Origin of the sequence: Massilia sp. BKSP1R2A-1 (assembly GCF_050586525.1) — a bacterium.
Classification (GTDB): domain Bacteria; phylum Pseudomonadota; class Gammaproteobacteria; order Burkholderiales; family Burkholderiaceae_D; genus Telluria.
The window spans coordinates 15,906-30,489 of the sequence record NZ_JBOBRE010000011.1 but is presented as its reverse complement, the minus strand read 5'-3'; the positions used below and the strand labels follow the sequence as shown (position 1 = coordinate 30,489).

Here is a 14,584-nt window from a genome sequence, read left to right as displayed (position 1 = left end):
CCACAATACTGGAAATATCGATATAATGACGCCCATCATGGATACCAAACCCGCAATCTCGGCACTGGCTGCCCTGGCGCAGGAATCGCGCCTCGCGGCCTTCCGCCTGCTCGTACAAGCCGGCCCGGCCGGTCTCCCGGCCAGCAAGATCGCCGAGGCGCTCGCCATTCCTCCATCCTCGCTGTCCTTCCATCTGAAGGAACTGTCGCATGCCGGATTGGTCGTTCCGCGCCAGGACGGTCGTTTCGTCATTTATTCGGCGAACTTCGACACGATGAACGCCCTGCTGGCATTTCTGACCGAAAGCTGCTGCGGCGGTAATCCCTGTACGCCCGTCGTGCAGACCACATGCGGGGCCGCCGTCTCCGGCATTTAATTTCCCCTTTTTAAGAAAGCTCTCCCGTGAACGTACTGTTCCTCTGTACCGGCAATTCCTGCCGTTCGCTCATCAGCGAAGCGGTGTTCAACCACCTGGCGCCCGCTGGCTGGCATGCGATCAGCGCGGGCAGCCAGCCGACCGGCAAGCTCAACGACAAGGCGCTGGGCCTCCTGTGCGCCAAGGGCATCTCCACCGAGGGGTACTACAGCAAGTCCTGGGACGCGCTGCCGCTCACGCCGGACGTCGTCGTCACCGTCTGCGCCAGCGCGGCCGGCGAAACCTGCCCGGCCTACCTGGGTCCGGTGTTGCGTACGCATTGGGGCGTGGACGACCCGAGCCATGTGGTCGGGTCGGACGAGGAAATCGACGCCGCGTTCGAGAAGGCCTATGCCATCCTGCGGGCGCGGATCGAAGCCTTCCTTGCGCTGCCGCTGGCGCAGCTGAAGGATGACCGCCCGGCGTTCAAGGCGGAGCTCGACCGGATCGGGCAGATCGGCGCCTGAACCGCACCACACCGGCAGCCGGGCGTGGTCCCGGCTTTTTTCGTGCGCCCGTGGCCACGACCATGCAAAGGATTACCGTGCTGATCGCTTTACTCATTTTCCTGGCAACCCTTACATTCGTTATCTGGCAGCCTCGCGGGCTCGGCATCGGCTGGAGCGCCTCGGCCGGCGCGCTCGTGGCGCTGCTGGCCGGGGTCATCCAGCTTAGCGATATCCCGGTAGTCTGGAACATCGTCTGGAACGCGACCGGCGCCTTCGTCGCCGTCATCATCATCAGCCTGCTGCTGGACAAGGCAGGCTTCTTCGAGTGGGCGGCATTGCACGTCGCGCGCTGGGGCGGGGGAAATGGCCGGCGCCTGTTCGTTTTGCTGGTCCTGCTGGGCGCGGCGGTAGCGGCGCTGTTCGCCAACGACGGCGCGGCGCTGATCCTGACGCCGATCGTGATCGCCATGCTGGTCGCCCTGCGCTTCACGGCGCGCGCCACGCTCGCTTTCGTCATGGCCGCCGGATTCATCGCCGATACCGCCAGCCTGCCGCTGGTGGTGTCGAATCTGGTCAACATCGTGTCGGCCGATTACTTCGGCATCGGTTTCGCGCGCTATGCGGCGGTGATGGTGCCGGTCAACCTGGTGTCGATTGCCGCCACGCTTGCCGCCCTGGTCTGGTTCTTCCACAAGGACATCCCGGCGAACTATGACCTGGCGCAGCTGAAGCGTCCGGAGGAAGCCATCCACGACCGCGCCACCTTCGTGACCGGCTGGTGGGCGCTGGCCATGTTGCTGGCCGGGTTTTTCTGGCTCGACGACATCGGAGTTCCAATCAGCGCGGTCGCCGCGGCCGGCGCCGTGCTGCTGCTGGCGGTGGCCGCGCGCGGCCACCGCATTTCCACTCGCGAGGTCCTGCGCGGCGCACCCTGGCAGGTCGTTGTCTTCTCGCTGGGGATGTACCTGGTGGTCTACGGCCTGCGCAATGCCGGGCTGACGGATTACCTGACCGCCTTGCTGGACCGCTGCGCAGCATATGGCGTATGGGGCGCGGCGCTCGGCACCGGCTTCATCACCGCGATCCTGTCGTCCATCATGAATAATATGCCGACCGTGCTGATCGGAGCACTGGCGATCGACGCCACCGCAGCCCAGGGCGTGGTGCGCGAAACCATGGTGTATGCGAACGTGATCGGCGCCGACCTCGGACCGAAGATCACGCCGATCGGCAGCCTGGCGACGCTGCTCTGGCTGCACGTGCTGTCGGCAAAGGACATCCGGATTTCGTGGAGCTACTATTTCAGGGTAGGCGTCCTGCTGACGCTGCCCATCCTGTTCTTCACGCTTTGCGCGCTGGCCTTGCGCCTGGCCTGAAAGGAATGACCATGGACGTCACCAACATATGAACACGATTCCCGATCTCCCCAACATCAACGCCGAGCAGCTCGACATGCCGGACATGGACAAGCTGGCGCAGGTAGGCGACATGACCCACCCGCCGCGCATCCTGCTCCTGTATGGTTCGCTGCGCGAGCGCTCCTTCAGCCGCTTCCTGACCTATGAGGCGGCGCGCATCCTCGAGCACTTCGGCGCGGAGGTGAAAATCTTCGATCCGACCGAACTGCCGATGGTGGGCAGCGTGCCGGACACCCATCCGAAGGTTGCCGCGCTGCGCGCACTGTTCCTGTGGTCCGAGGGGCAGGTCTGGTGCAGCCCCGAGCGCCACGGCGCCATTACGGGGGTGATGAAGAACCAGATCGACTGGGTCCCGCTGGAGCAGGGCGCCCTGCGTCCGAGCCAGGGGCGCACCCTGGCGCTGATGCAGGTGTGCGGCGGATCGCAATCCTTCAACGTGGTCAACACCATGCGCCTGCTGGGACGCTGGATGCGGATGTTCACGATTCCGAACCAGTCCTCGGTGCCGATGGCCTACAAGGAGTTCGACGAGGAAGGCCGGATGCGGCCCTCGGCCTACTACGACCGCGTGGTCGACGTGATGGAAGAACTCTTCAAGATCACCCTCCTGATGCGCGGACGCACCGACTACCTGACGAACCGCTATAGCGAACGCAACGAACGGGCGCTGCGCAGGATCGACGCGCAGATCGCGAAACTCTAGAAGCGTGAACGATGCCGACGCGCGTACGACTGAGCAGGAAAAAAGGCTGGAAGCTGCCGCCGGATACCGTCTCGGTGGCGCGTCCGGGGCGCTGGGGCAATCCCTTCTCGGTGGCGCCCGAGCTCGCGCCGGGGACGCCGGTCGGCACGCGCTACACGGCCATGCCGACGGTGGCGGAAGCGGTGGCCGCCTACCGGCGCTGGGTCGAGAGCGACCCGGCCGGCCGGGAAATCGCGCGGCAGGCGCAGCGCGAACTGCGTGGCAAGAACCTGGCCTGCTGGTGCCCGCTCGACGGTCCCTGCCATGCCGAGGTCTTGCTCCACATCGCCAACCGCCCGCCGGACAAGGACCTTACTTGACGGCGACCACGCTGCCGATGCCCGACACCGATTTGTTCACCACGCGCGGGTTGCCGTAGTAGCTCAGGTTGCCCATGCCGGTGACGTTGGCGTCCAGCTTGTCGCTGGCGTGGACCTTGACCGAGCCGATGCCTTCGAAGCTGACGTCGGCGTTGCGGGTGCGCAGGTCCTTGGTGTCGACTTCGCCGACGCCTTCGGCGTGCAGGCGCAGGGTGCGCACCTCGCCGCTGATCGCCAGGCGGCCGGCGCCGCGGTAGTCGGCGTCGAAGCGCTCGCCGCGCACATTGTTCAGGATGATCTGGCCGGCGCCTTCGCCGCTGAAGGTCTGCAGTTCCGGCAGGGTGACGACCACGCGGTCGCCGTTGCCGATATTCGTGCGCTTGCTCTCCTTCATGCCCAGTCGCAGTTCGCCGCCGACCACCTCGCTGGTGACGCGGCCGATGAAGGTCGGATCGCCCTCGACGCGCAGCGAGTAGGACTTGCCGGCTTCGACGACGAGGCTGACGGGACCCTGGACCACGATGCCCTTGAACGGGGTGACCTTGCGCAGCTGCTCGTCGGCATGGGCGGTCAGCGAGGCGAGGGACAGGACGGCGGCGAGGATCAGGCGTTGCATGGTGGTCTCCGGTGAAGTGGTATGAATCCATTGTAGGGAGACAGCACGCCGCTGGGTGGCGTTTGCGACAGACTGCAAGAAAACGGGAACAGGCGGTGCGGCGGGCAGCGGACATGCATTCGGCATGCGGCCGAAACCGGTGCGGGTCAATACGGCTGTTGCACGCTTTTCGCAAAAAATACCTGTGCGATGAAAACAAATGGCTGCGCACGATTGCACGGATGCTAATATTGTCTAGGCGATAAGGCTATAATTTTCCCGTCTCTTTGCACACCACTATCATGCACATCTCAACCGTTACCCTGCCTGAAATGAAGCTCGCCGGACTGCCGCTCGCGGGGCCGTTTTCGGTCCTGGAAACGGACATGCCGGGCGTCTGGAGCGCCTTCCTGGAGCGCGAAAGCGAGCTGGGCGAAACCAATGGGCTGCGCTACGGCATCAGCCTGCAAGAAAAGGATGGCGTGCACATCGAGTGCATCGCCGCCGAGGTCGCCGACCTGAACAATCTGCCGCCGGGCATGATCGGGATTCGCATCCCGGAGCGCCGCTACGCGCTGTTGACCCACCGCGGGCCGATGGCGCGCGTCCAGGCCACCTATCTCACCGGCTTCGCCGCCATCGAGCAGCTGGGCATGGCGCAGGACGAGGAGGGCTGGCGCCTGGAGCGCTACGACCGCCGCTACACGCCCACCCAGGATGACGGCGCGCGGCCGGACAATGCCTACGACATCCTGATCCCGCTGCTGTAAGCGGGGAGCACCGCGCGCAAGGCGCGGCGCGTGAATTGGTGCCGGTATATTTCCCGACCGCCGGCGCCGGTAGGGCGGCTTGCGCCGCCAGCGTCCCTTCCCAAGGAGCCATTGCATTGTGCCTGTGGATTGTGACAGGCGTTTGACGTCTGCCGCCGAATCGGCATGCCGCTTCGATCAATGCGTATGGCCGTCCTCGTCGCGCGCGCCCTCGTCCGGCTCCTGGTGCGTGGCGGCGAAGCGCGCGTCCTCGGCAAAGCGTCCGGCATCGTCCTCGTCCTGGGCAAGCTCGGGAGGATGCAGCATGTCGTCGAGCATCGCGCGTAGCTCGGGCGTATCCGGATCGACGCCGGCGCGCCGGCGGCGCTGGACGTAATCGAGGATTTCCCGGTTCTGTGCCGGACTCAAGGGCAAGCCTTGCCAGGTATTGCCTGGCGATGATTCGGTTTTCATGGTACCTCCGCATTCCCACTATACGCCCCGCAGGCTGGGGCAGCGCACGGCATGGCAGGCGGCGTCAATATTCCTACTGGCAACAAAAGCGGAGATAATGGACGTTTTTCCCGCCACGAGGGAGCCGCCGTGCCCGACCATCTCCAACCCGCCTCCACCGATCTTCCTCCGAGCGACCCTGCACGCCGCCGCGTCATGCAGGCCGCCGCCGCCGGACTGTCGCTGGCCGTGCCCGGCCTGTCCGAGGCCGCGCCGGCCAAGCCGGCCGCAGCGCCCAAGGCCGCTTCGCTGGACGACAAGCTGCGCGCCCACGTCAAGAACGTGGTCGTGATCTATCTCGAGAACCGCAGCTTCAACAACCTGTTCGCCGATTTCCCCGGCCTGGCCTCGCCCTTGTCGAATCTTCCGCCGGAAGCCTTCCAGCAGAAGGACCGCGACGGCTCGGTGCTGCCAATGCTGCCGAAGATCTGGGGCGGCATGGTGCCCGGCCGCCAGAACCTGGGCGGCAAGGATTACATCGTCAAGGAAGAGGACATCCAGGGCCTGCCCAACGCGCCGTGGAAGCTGAAGGATGCGGAAGGCAAGCCGCTGCCGGAAGGCCTGGTCACGCGCGACCTGACGCACCAGTTCTATCACAACCAGATGCAGATCAACGGCGGCCGCAACGACGGCTTCGTGGCCTGGGGCGATTCCGGCGCCCTGGTGATGGGGCATTACGGCGAGACCGGCAAGAACCTGGGCCTGTGGCAGATCGCACGCGAGTTCACGCTGTGCGACAACTTCTTCATGGCGGCCTTCGGCGGCTCCTACCTGAACCACCAGTTCCTGATCAGCGGCCGCACGCCCGAATTCTTCGACGCCGCGTCCACGCCGGCGAGGTCGAAGATCGCGGTGCTGGCCGACGGCCCCACCGGCACCCGCCTGGCGCTGGCGCCGGATTCGCCGAAGTCGGCCCTGGAGGGCAAGCCGAAGTATGTGCGCAACGGTGCGATGACGCCGGACGGCTACGCGGTGAACACCATGGCGCCCCCTTACCAGCCGACCTGGGTGAAGCCGGCGCCGGGCGGCGACCCGATGCTGGCCGACCCCCAGGACCCGTCGACCCTGCCGCCCCAGAGCTACAAGACCATCGGCGACCTGCTGTCGGAGAAAAACGTGAGCTGGGCCTGGTACGGTGGCGGATGGCAGGCCGCGCTGGACGGACGCGGCCAGGGCCAGCGTCCGAACTTCCAGTACCACCACCAGCCCTTCAATTACTTCAAGCAGTTCGCTCCCGGCACGAAGGCGCGCGAAGAACACCTGCGTGACGGCGGCCTGGGCGACAGCCCGATCTCGAACCGTTTCATCGCCGACGTGGTGGCGGGCAAGCTGCCCGCGGTCAGCTTCTACAAGCCGCAGGGCAACCTGAACCTGCATGCGGGCTACTCGGACATCGAGTCGGGCGACGCCCACGTGGCCAATGTGATCGAGCACCTGAAGAAGTCGCCGCAGTGGAAGGACATGGTCGTGGTGATCACCTTCGACGAGAACGGCGGCTGGTGGGACCACGTGGCGCCGCCCCAGGGCGACCGCTGGGGACCGGGCTCGCGCATTCCCGCCATCGTGGTGTCGCCACACGCCAAGCGCGGCGCCGTCGACCACAACTTCTACGACACCACCTCGATCCTGCGCTTCATCACGCGCCTGCACGGCCTGCCGCTGCTCGAAGGCCTGGCCGCGCGCAATGCCGCCTTCGCGGCGCGCGGCGCCCGTCCGCCGGGTGACCTCAGCGCCACGCTGCGCTTCCGCTGAGCGTCGGCAAACACGCCAGGGCCAGTCCGCGGACTGGCCTTTTTTTCGTCCCGATACTCAAGAAATTGCTATACGGCTAACGTGCGCTGTTCAGGAAATCGCGGCGCTACACTCGGCAACGCTCGACACGACGCGATGTCAGACTGGACAGAAGACACCGCGCGGCGCCAGCCAGCGCGGGACAGCCCCATACCACTCGTATCAGGAGAAAAACCATGCACAAGAACCAGGTCAAGAAACTGCTCGCCGTAAGTGCCTTCGCCGCCATGTTCAGCGCCTTCGGCGTGCAGGCCCAGACCAGCGGCCAGAGCGCCCAGTCCATGACCCGGCAGAGCGCCACCGGCAACCCCAACCTGACCGGCAAGACCGCCGCCGACGGCTCCGTCAACAACACCAGCAGCCAGGGCATGGAAGACCGCAGCGCCCAGACCTCGGGCGCATCGGGCGCCGCCGGCCAGACCGGCTCCGGCGCCAAGGTGAGCGCCGCCGACAAGAAGGCGATCACCGACATGGCCATCGCGAATATGGCCGAAGTCGAGACCGGCAAGCTGGCCCTGAGCAAGAGCCAGAACGCCGAGGTGAAGGCCTTCGCCCAGCAGATGGTCGACGACCACGGCAAGGCCCTGGCCGACCTGCAGCCGCTGGCGCAATCGAAGGGCGTGACCCTGCCGACCGAGCTGGACGCCAAGCACAAGGCCATGGCCGCCAAAATGGAAAAACTCACGGGCGACGCCTTCGACAAGGAATACATGAAGATGGCGGGCCTGAAGGACCACAAGGATACCCACGCCAAGCTGAAGAAGATCAGCAAGAGCGCCAGGGACGCCGACGTGAAGGCCGCGGCCGAGAAGACCCTTCCGGTCGTCGAGCAGCACCTGAAGGCCGCGCAGCAGATGTCGTCGGCGAAGTCGGGCACCACATCGGGTAAATAAGCGGGCAAATTAGCGGGCAAATAAGCCACGCCGTTGCACATTGAAGCAGCAGGACGCTGTGCGCCGGCGGGATGTGCGTCCCGCCGGCGCACAGGCGTTTTCAGCACAACACACCAGGAGAAACCCATGCAGGAACACCATCGCCACCGATCCATGCGCGCAGCGCTGCCGGCCATCCTGACGGCGCTGCTCGTCGCCGCCGCACCGGCGCAAGCCGACAAGGGCCAGGCGGCGACGCCGTCCACCACCCAGGGCGCTGCCGCCGCCGACGCCAAGGCAGGCGCGGGCAAGCTGTCCCGCGACGACCGCAAGGCGCTCGAAGTGCTGGCGGAATCCAACCTGGCCGAGATCGCGGCCGCGCGCCTGGCGCTGGAAAAAAGCCAGAACGCCCAGGTGCGCGCCTACGCCCAGCGCATGATCGACGAGCACACCAAGGCGCATGCCGAGGTGCGCGCCCTGGCCCAGGCCAAGGGCGTCGAGTTGCCGGCCGAACCGAACGTCACGCACAAGGCCAAGAGCAAGATGCTCGAGGCGCTCAGCGGCGACATTTTCGATCGCACCTACATCAAGCAGTCGGGCCGGCGTGACCACCGCGCCACCCATGAAAAGCTCAAGAGCAGGATGGGCGAGCTGAAGGATCCGGAAGTCACGGCCCTGGTCACCAAGATGCGGCCGATCGTCGAGCAGCACTTGCTGATGGCGGACGAGATGATCGCCAAGACCGCGCGCAGCGCTACCGGCACGGCGGGCACGCCGGGCAACGACACCAGCACCGCCACCGGCAAGGAACCGACGCCGATGAAGAAATAAGGCAGGCCCGTACTGCCTCGCAGGGCGCTCGCCTCAAACGGAGGGAGCGCCCTTCCACTTTCCGTCGATGCGCTCGATGGCGATCTCGATGCCGACGATCGCCTTGAGCATGCCGCCGATGTAGGCAGGCGGCGCATCGTCCACGGACCATGGCTGCGCCTGGTCCGCTTCGTGGTGGTGCGTTTGCCCGCGCAGGAAGTCCAGCAGCCAGGCCGGGTCCTCGATGGCGCGCAGCACCCCGCGCGCATGCACCACGTGGTAGTCCCAGGTCGGCACCACGCGTCCGCCGCTCGCCGCCTTTTCTTCCTGGCCTGGGGGCACATAGGCGGCCGGGCCGCGGAACACCACCAGCACCTGTTGCCCGGCGCGGCGCCACAGCGGATTGGCGCGCGCCACGTGGGCGCGCAGCAGTCCGCGCTCGCCACCATCGGCGAACTCGAAAGGAATGTGGTCGGCGAGCGGCAGGCCGTCTTCGATCGTCACGAGCATGCCCAGCGCGTGGCGATCGATGAGCGCATGCATGGCCTGCGGGTCGTGCTGGCGGTGGCGTGCGGGCAGGTACATCAACGCGTCTCCACCACGATGACTTCCGTCCTGAGCGAATTTGCGATGTAGCAGCGCGCATGGGCCTCATGGTGCAGGGCGTCCAGCTCGTCCTGCGCTGGCCGTTCTCCCGCGAACACGATGGCCGGGCGCAGTTCGATGCGGGTCATGGCGATGCGGCCCTCGCCATCCTTGTCCAGGAAACCGAGCGCCTCGTCGACGTAGCTGTCGATGGTGAAGCCGCGGCCGGCCGCCAGCGACAGGAAGAACAGCATGTGGCAGCTTGACGCGGCCGCCACCAGGGCTTCTTCCGGATCGAGGGCGCTTGCGTCGGACATGGGAAGCGGCACCGACAGCGGAGAGGAGGACGCAGGCACTTCCAGGCCGCCGTCGAAGCGCCAGGCGTGGGCGCGGCTGTAGCGTCCGCCGAGGAAGGGCTGGCCGCCGCGCTGCCACGCCACCCGGGCTTCGAACTGTTTCATTGCTCCTCCGTGATCAAAGAAGCACCATCATAGACAGGCGATTGGCTTGCTGAAAGGTCCAATCCGGGCGAAGATGGGCGTACCAATTTTTGTGCCGACACATGCATATCCACGACCTCCTCGCCGCCACCCCGCTGGACCGAACGAAAGGCGCGCCGCTCTTTCGCCAGATCTACGCGCGGCTCAAGGACGCCATCCTGCAGGGTGGCCTGGCGCCCGGCGCGCGCCTGCCCGCCACGCGTGACCTGGCGCTGCAGCTCGGCGTCGCGCGCCAGACCGTGCTGGCCGCCTACGAGCAGCTGACGGCCGAAGGCTACCTGCGCGGCGGGGTGGGGCAGGGGACCTTCGTCGACACCGCCCTGCCGGCGGCACGCTCCGCAGCCCTGCCGTCCGCTGCGGCGCCGGCCGCGCCCCGGCCCCTGCCGGCGCGTGGCCAGGCGATGGCGTCGAGCATGGCGCGGGTGCGCCATCATGCGGGGCCGCTGCGCACGTTCCGCACCAGCATGCCGGGCCTGGACCTGTTTCCTTTCGAAACCTGGCGCAAGCTGGAAGCGCACCACTGGCGCCGCCGCGAACTGCCGCTCGGCTACGACTCCGCGGCCGGCCATGCGCCGCTGCGCGAGCTCCTGTCGGCCTACCTGAACGCCTCGCGCGGGGTGCGCTGCACGCCCGAGCAGATCGTCATCACGACCGGTTCGCAGCAGGCCCTCTACCTGCTGGCCCAGCTGCTGCTGGCCCCTGGCGAGGGCGTCTGGCTCGAGTCGCCCGGCTACCAGGGCGCCGCCGCGCCCTTCGAGGTGGCGGGGGCGCGCATCTGTCCCGTGCCGGTCGATGCCGAGGGCATGGACGTCGCGCATGCGGCCCGCCGCTATTCCGACGCCGCCATGGTCTTCGCCACGCCCTCGCACCAGCTGCCGCTGGGCGTGACCATGAGCCTGGCGCGCCGCCTCGACCTGCTGCGCTGGGCGGAAAGCAGGCGCGCCTGGATCGTCGAGGACGACTACGACAGCGAGTACCGCTACACCGGCCCGCCGCTGGCTTCGCTGCAAAGCCTGGACCGCGCCGGCTGCGTGATCTACGTCGGCACCCTGTCGAAGGTGCTGTTCCCGGGCCTGCGCCTCGGCTACGTGGTGGCGCCGCCGAGCCTGGTCGAGCCCCTGCGCCAGGCCAAGGCCGTGGTCGATCGCCACAGCCCGATCGTGCCGCAGGCCGTGCTGGCCGACTTCATCCGCCAGGGCCACTTCGCGCGCCACATCCGGCGTACCCGCGACGCCTATGCCGAGCGCCGTGCCACGATGCTCGAGGCCCTGGCGCAGCGCCTCGGCGGCATGCTCCACGCCGGCCCGACCGACACGGGCCTGGACGCCTGCGTGCACCTCACGGGGCCGCTCAGTGAAGCACAGGCGGTGGCGCGCGCACTCGATGCCGGCGTCGACCTGCGGCCGCTGTCCTACTTCGCGCATCCGCAGGCCGGCCCTGACTGCGCCGTGCCGCCCGGCCTGCTGCTGGGCTTTTCGGCCTTCACGCCGCAGCAGATCCGCGCCGGCGTCGCGCGCCTGGAGGAAGCGCTGCTGCGCTGATCAGGTTTCGCTTGGCGGGCTGCGCCGTTGTCGATACCATCGTCCTGCCGAATTTGGAAACGTTGCCAAACTGGAGGAGACCATGATGCGACACGCTTTCGCCCGGCTGCTGCTGGGCTTCACCCTGCTGTCCTGCCTGACGGCCACCGGCCAGGGGGCGCGACCGGGCGACGTGCAGCTGGCCGGCCGGCCCGCCGCCGCGCCGCGCCAGGACGCGGCGATGGCGCCGCTGCAGAACATCTACGGGCGCAGTCACCTGAGCCTGAACGGTCGCTGGAGCTATATCGTCGACCCCTACGAGAACGGCTTCTACGACTACCGCCGCCAGGCCTTCGACGCCTCGAAAAGCGGGAAGGGCGGCTTCTACGACGACAGGAAGCCGAAGGACAAGGGCGATTGGGTCGAATACGACTTCGACCGCGCGCCCACCATGAAGGTGCCGGGCGACTGGAACTCGCAGGCCGAGAAGCTGCAGCTGTACGAGGGCACCGTGTGGCTGCGCCAGGTCTTCGAGGCCGAGCCTCGTCCGGGCCGGCGCTACGTGCTGTACTTCGGCGCCGTCAACTACGAGGCCCACGTCTACCTGAACGGGAAAAAACTCGGCATGCACAAGGGCGGTTTCACGCCCTTCCAGTTCGACGCCACCGGCTACCTGAAGCAGGGCCGCAACGTGGTCGTGGTCAAGGCCGACAACACGCGCCACCAGGACGAGATCCCCACCGTGAACACCGACTGGTGGAACTACGGCGGCATCACCCGCGACGTGCTGCTGGCCGAGCTGCCGGAGACATACATTGCCGACTACAAGCTGCAGCTGGCGAAAGGCGACGCGCGCCGTTTGCAGGGCTTCGTGCAGATGGCCGGCGCTTCGCCCGCACAGCGGGTGACGGTTACGATCCCTGAAGCGGGCGTGAAATTCTCCGTGCAGCCCGACGCCGCGGGACGCGCGTCGATCGACGTCCCCGTCAAGCAGCTCGCCTACTGGTCGCCGCAGCAGCCGAAACTCTATGCGGTGGAGCTTTCCGGCGGCGGCGACAAGGTGGTCGACCGCATCGGTTTCCGTACCATCGAGACGCGCGGCAAGGACATCCTCCTGAACGGCAAGCCGGTCTTCCTGCGCGGGATCTCGCTGCACGAAGAGAATCCCCTGATCCCGGGCCGCCTGCGCGGACAGGGCGATATGCGCATGCTGCTGCAATGGGCGAAGGAACTGAACTGTAATTTCGTGCGCCTGGCCCACTATCCGCACAGCGAGGAGATGACGCGCCTGGCCGACGAGATGGGCCTGATGGTGTGGGCCGAAGTGCCGGTGTACTGGACGATCTCGTGGACCAATCCGGCCACGCTTGCCAACGCGGGAACGCAGCTCGCCGACATGATCAATCGCGACCGCAACCGCGCCAGCGTGGTGGTGTGGTCGGTCGGGAACGAGACCCCCATCGGCGAGGCGCGCAATGCCTTCATGGGCAGCCTGGTGCGCACCGCGCGCGCACTCGACGACACCCGCCTGGTGGCGGCGGCGCTGGAGATCCATCGCAAGGGCCGCGACATCACGATCGAGGATCCGCTCGCCGAACTGCTCGACCTGGCCAGCTTCAACGAGTACGCCGGCTGGTACTGGGCCAGCAATGCGGAGATGCTGGACTTCCGCTTCGACATCAAGCTCGACAAGCCGGTGGTGATTACCGAGTTCGGCGCCGACGCCCTGGGCGGCTACCACGCCGACGCCGACACGCGCTGGTCCGAGGAATACCAGGACCGGCTCTACCAGAACCAGTTCCGGATGCTCTCGGGGATCCCCGGCCTGCGCGGCATGACGCCCTGGGTGCTGGCCGATTTCCGCTCGCCGCGCCGCCAGCATCCCTACTTCCAGGACTTCTGGAACCGCAAGGGCCTGATCTCGGACGACGGCAAGAAGAAGCAGGCCTTCTGGACCCTCAAGCGGCATTACGAGGAACTGCAAAAGCGCTACGGCCCCTGAAGACCCTCCCGCCCGGCATCGACGCGGAAGCGGAAGATCGTCGTCGTGTGCAGGGGCGAGCCTGGACGTACCACCGTCGTCGGAAAGGCCGGAATATTCGGGCTGTTGGGAAAGTGCTGGGTCTCCAGCGCCAGCCCGCCGCCCTTGAGGAGCGGCCGTCCATCCGCATCGCGCAGGCTGCCGTTCCAGCTGTTTGCGGAAAACACGACAATGCCCGGCTCGGAAGTGAACACTTCCAGTACGCGCCCTGATGCGGCGTCGCGCAGGCTGGCCGCATGCCGGTCGTCGAGGACGAAAGTATGGTCCAGTCCATTGCTTGCCTGGATGGCCGGATCGGCGGCATTCGCAGCCTCGCCTACCTTGCGGCCGCCTCGCAGGTCCAGCGCGCCCCTTACTGCCGGGGTCTCTCCTGTCGGCACGCGCCTTGCGTCGGTTGCCAGCCAACGGCCTGCATTGATCGTCAACTCGTGGTCATGGACGTCCGGCGCGCCGGACAGATTGAAGAACGCATGATGTGTCAGGTTGACCACGGTTGGCTTGTCGGTTACGGCACGGTAGTCGATGTGCAGGTCCGCTCCATCGATCCGGAAAGCGGCTTCGACCCGAAGGTTACCTGGAAATCCATTTTCCCCATCCTTGCTCGCCAGGGCGAGGTCGACGCCGCAATCGACGGGCCTGCCTGTCCACAGGCGGCTGCCGAATCCACCAGGTCCGCCGTGGGAAATGACGCCGTCCGGCCTGGCTGCGAGCTCGTAGCGCCTGCCGTCGAGCGTGAAGCCGCCATTGCCGATGCGGCCGGCGAAACGCCCGATGATGCGCGAGAAGCTGGGATTGCGTTCGTAGTCGGACAGCGTCGCCAGGTTGCGGACAACGTTTTTAATCCTGCCATCGCGATCCGGCGTCCTGATTTCGTGGAGGATGCCGCCAAAGTCCAGGACCGTGACCTCGATTCGACCGCTGCTGATCGTATAGGCCCGTACTGGCTCTCCGGACGACAGGGTACCGAAAGGACGGGACTGGACATTGCACCCATGCGCTTGCGCGCCCGCCATCGTCAGAATGCCGAGGGCCGCCTTGAATGCTTTCGAAAACTTACTCACATATTCCCTCTCTTAAGCTCTGCTTTGGACGATTGTCCTGCACTGGCCTGGTGCGCACGTCGTTGTTTACGATGCGCGGGCGCGTCAAATGAGAGAGTCAGTGTAATTCAGGCGCGAGAATGGTTGTATTGCATGTAAGAACGTGTAAAGATGGGCTTACAAATGCATACAAATTTGTCGGGTTCCACGAGAATAGCCTTCAG

The 14,584-nt window shown here is 66.4% G+C and carries 16 protein-coding genes; 11 read left to right on the top strand and 5 right to left on the bottom strand.

All coding sequences use genetic code 11. From position 1 onward, the window contains the following. The first annotated feature begins 37 nt into the window (after positions 1–37). From ACQ7JA_RS17015 to ACQ7JA_RS16995, 5 genes are all read left to right on the top strand, one after another. Positions 38–376 (top strand): ArsR/SmtB family transcription factor, encoded by a 339-nt coding sequence (locus tag ACQ7JA_RS17015; protein ID WP_430899849.1) that lies wholly within the window; start codon positions 38–40, stop codon positions 374–376. Positions 377–402: 26 nt separating this feature from the next. Further along, positions 403–882 (top strand): arsenate reductase ArsC, encoded by a 480-nt coding sequence (locus tag ACQ7JA_RS17010; RefSeq protein WP_430899847.1) that lies wholly within the window; start codon positions 403–405, stop codon positions 880–882. A 77-nt stretch (positions 883–959) separates the two neighbouring features. Next, positions 960–2,240: an arsenic transporter gene (locus tag ACQ7JA_RS17005; protein WP_430900139.1), complete on the top strand. Its 1,281-nt coding sequence runs from the start codon at positions 960–962 to the stop codon at positions 2,238–2,240. A 28-nt stretch (positions 2,241–2,268) separates the two neighbouring features. After that, entirely contained in the window at positions 2,269–2,985 is a 717-nt protein-coding gene (gene arsH / locus ACQ7JA_RS17000) for an arsenical resistance protein ArsH (protein WP_430899845.1), read from the top strand. 11 nt (positions 2,986–2,996) lie between these two features. Further along, positions 2,997–3,344 carry a DUF4326 domain-containing protein gene (locus ACQ7JA_RS16995; RefSeq protein WP_430899843.1) on the top strand — a complete coding sequence of 116 codons (348 nt, stop codon included), beginning with the start codon at positions 2,997–2,999 and terminating at the stop codon, positions 3,342–3,344. Here ACQ7JA_RS16995 and ACQ7JA_RS16990 read toward each other — a convergent pair. Further along, positions 3,337–3,960 carry a head GIN domain-containing protein gene (locus ACQ7JA_RS16990; RefSeq protein ID WP_430899841.1) on the bottom strand — a complete coding sequence of 208 codons (624 nt, stop codon included), beginning with the start codon at positions 3,958–3,960 and terminating at the stop codon, positions 3,337–3,339. The genes ACQ7JA_RS16995 and ACQ7JA_RS16990 overlap by 8 nt on opposite strands. 281 nt (positions 3,961–4,241) lie before the next feature. On the opposite strand from ACQ7JA_RS16990, the gene ACQ7JA_RS16985 reads away from it, so the two are divergent. Then, complete coding sequence (locus ACQ7JA_RS16985; protein WP_430899839.1) at positions 4,242–4,709, top strand: GyrI-like domain-containing protein; 468 nt, start codon at positions 4,242–4,244, stop codon at positions 4,707–4,709. Between the two features lie 177 nt (positions 4,710–4,886). On the opposite strand, the gene ACQ7JA_RS16980 is transcribed toward ACQ7JA_RS16985, so the two are convergent. Further along, positions 4,887–5,162 carry a hypothetical protein gene (locus ACQ7JA_RS16980; RefSeq protein ID WP_430899837.1) on the bottom strand — a complete coding sequence of 92 codons (276 nt, stop codon included), beginning with the start codon at positions 5,160–5,162 and terminating at the stop codon, positions 4,887–4,889. Positions 5,163–5,213: 51 nt separating this feature from the next. On the opposite strand from ACQ7JA_RS16980, the gene ACQ7JA_RS16975 reads away from it, so the two are divergent. From ACQ7JA_RS16975 to ACQ7JA_RS16965, 3 genes are all read left to right on the top strand, one after another. Then, positions 5,214–6,953 (top strand): acid phosphatase, encoded by a 1,740-nt coding sequence (locus ACQ7JA_RS16975; RefSeq protein WP_430899835.1) that lies wholly within the window; start codon positions 5,214–5,216, stop codon positions 6,951–6,953. A gap of 215 nt (positions 6,954–7,168) precedes the next feature. Continuing rightward, positions 7,169–7,885 (top strand): DUF4142 domain-containing protein, encoded by a 717-nt coding sequence (locus ACQ7JA_RS16970; protein WP_430899833.1) that lies wholly within the window; start codon positions 7,169–7,171, stop codon positions 7,883–7,885. A gap of 126 nt (positions 7,886–8,011) precedes the next feature. After that, entirely contained in the window at positions 8,012–8,695 is a 684-nt protein-coding gene (locus ACQ7JA_RS16965; RefSeq protein ID WP_430899831.1) for a DUF4142 domain-containing protein, read from the top strand. A 33-nt stretch (positions 8,696–8,728) separates the two neighbouring features. Here ACQ7JA_RS16965 and ACQ7JA_RS16960 read toward each other — a convergent pair whose 3' ends face one another. After that, on the bottom strand, positions 8,729–9,259 hold the full coding sequence (locus ACQ7JA_RS16960) for an FMN-binding negative transcriptional regulator (RefSeq protein WP_430899829.1): 531 nt from the start codon (positions 9,257–9,259) through the stop codon (positions 8,729–8,731). Next, positions 9,259–9,720, bottom strand: coding sequence for an OsmC family protein (locus ACQ7JA_RS16955; RefSeq protein WP_430899827.1), 462 nt, complete (start codon positions 9,718–9,720; stop codon positions 9,259–9,261). The genes ACQ7JA_RS16960 and ACQ7JA_RS16955 overlap by 1 nt, the downstream gene beginning before the upstream one ends. Before the next feature lie 101 nt (positions 9,721–9,821). On the opposite strand from ACQ7JA_RS16955, the gene ACQ7JA_RS16950 reads away from it, so the two are divergent. Both ACQ7JA_RS16950 and ACQ7JA_RS16945 read left to right on the top strand, forming a co-directional pair. Further along, positions 9,822–11,300, top strand: a complete 1,479-nt coding sequence (locus ACQ7JA_RS16950) for a PLP-dependent aminotransferase family protein (protein ID WP_430899825.1) — start codon at positions 9,822–9,824, stop codon at positions 11,298–11,300. An 82-nt stretch (positions 11,301–11,382) separates the two neighbouring features. Next, the gene (locus tag ACQ7JA_RS16945; protein ID WP_430899823.1) at positions 11,383–13,281 is read left to right on the top strand and encodes a glycoside hydrolase family 2 protein; all 1,899 of its coding nucleotides are present in this window, start codon (positions 11,383–11,385) and stop codon (positions 13,279–13,281) included. On the opposite strand, the gene ACQ7JA_RS16940 is transcribed toward ACQ7JA_RS16945, so the two are convergent. After that, positions 13,269–14,381 carry an aldose epimerase family protein gene (locus ACQ7JA_RS16940; RefSeq protein WP_430899821.1) on the bottom strand — a complete coding sequence of 371 codons (1,113 nt, stop codon included), beginning with the start codon at positions 14,379–14,381 and terminating at the stop codon, positions 13,269–13,271. The genes ACQ7JA_RS16945 and ACQ7JA_RS16940 overlap by 13 nt on opposite strands. Between the last annotated feature and the right edge of the window lie 203 nt (positions 14,382–14,584).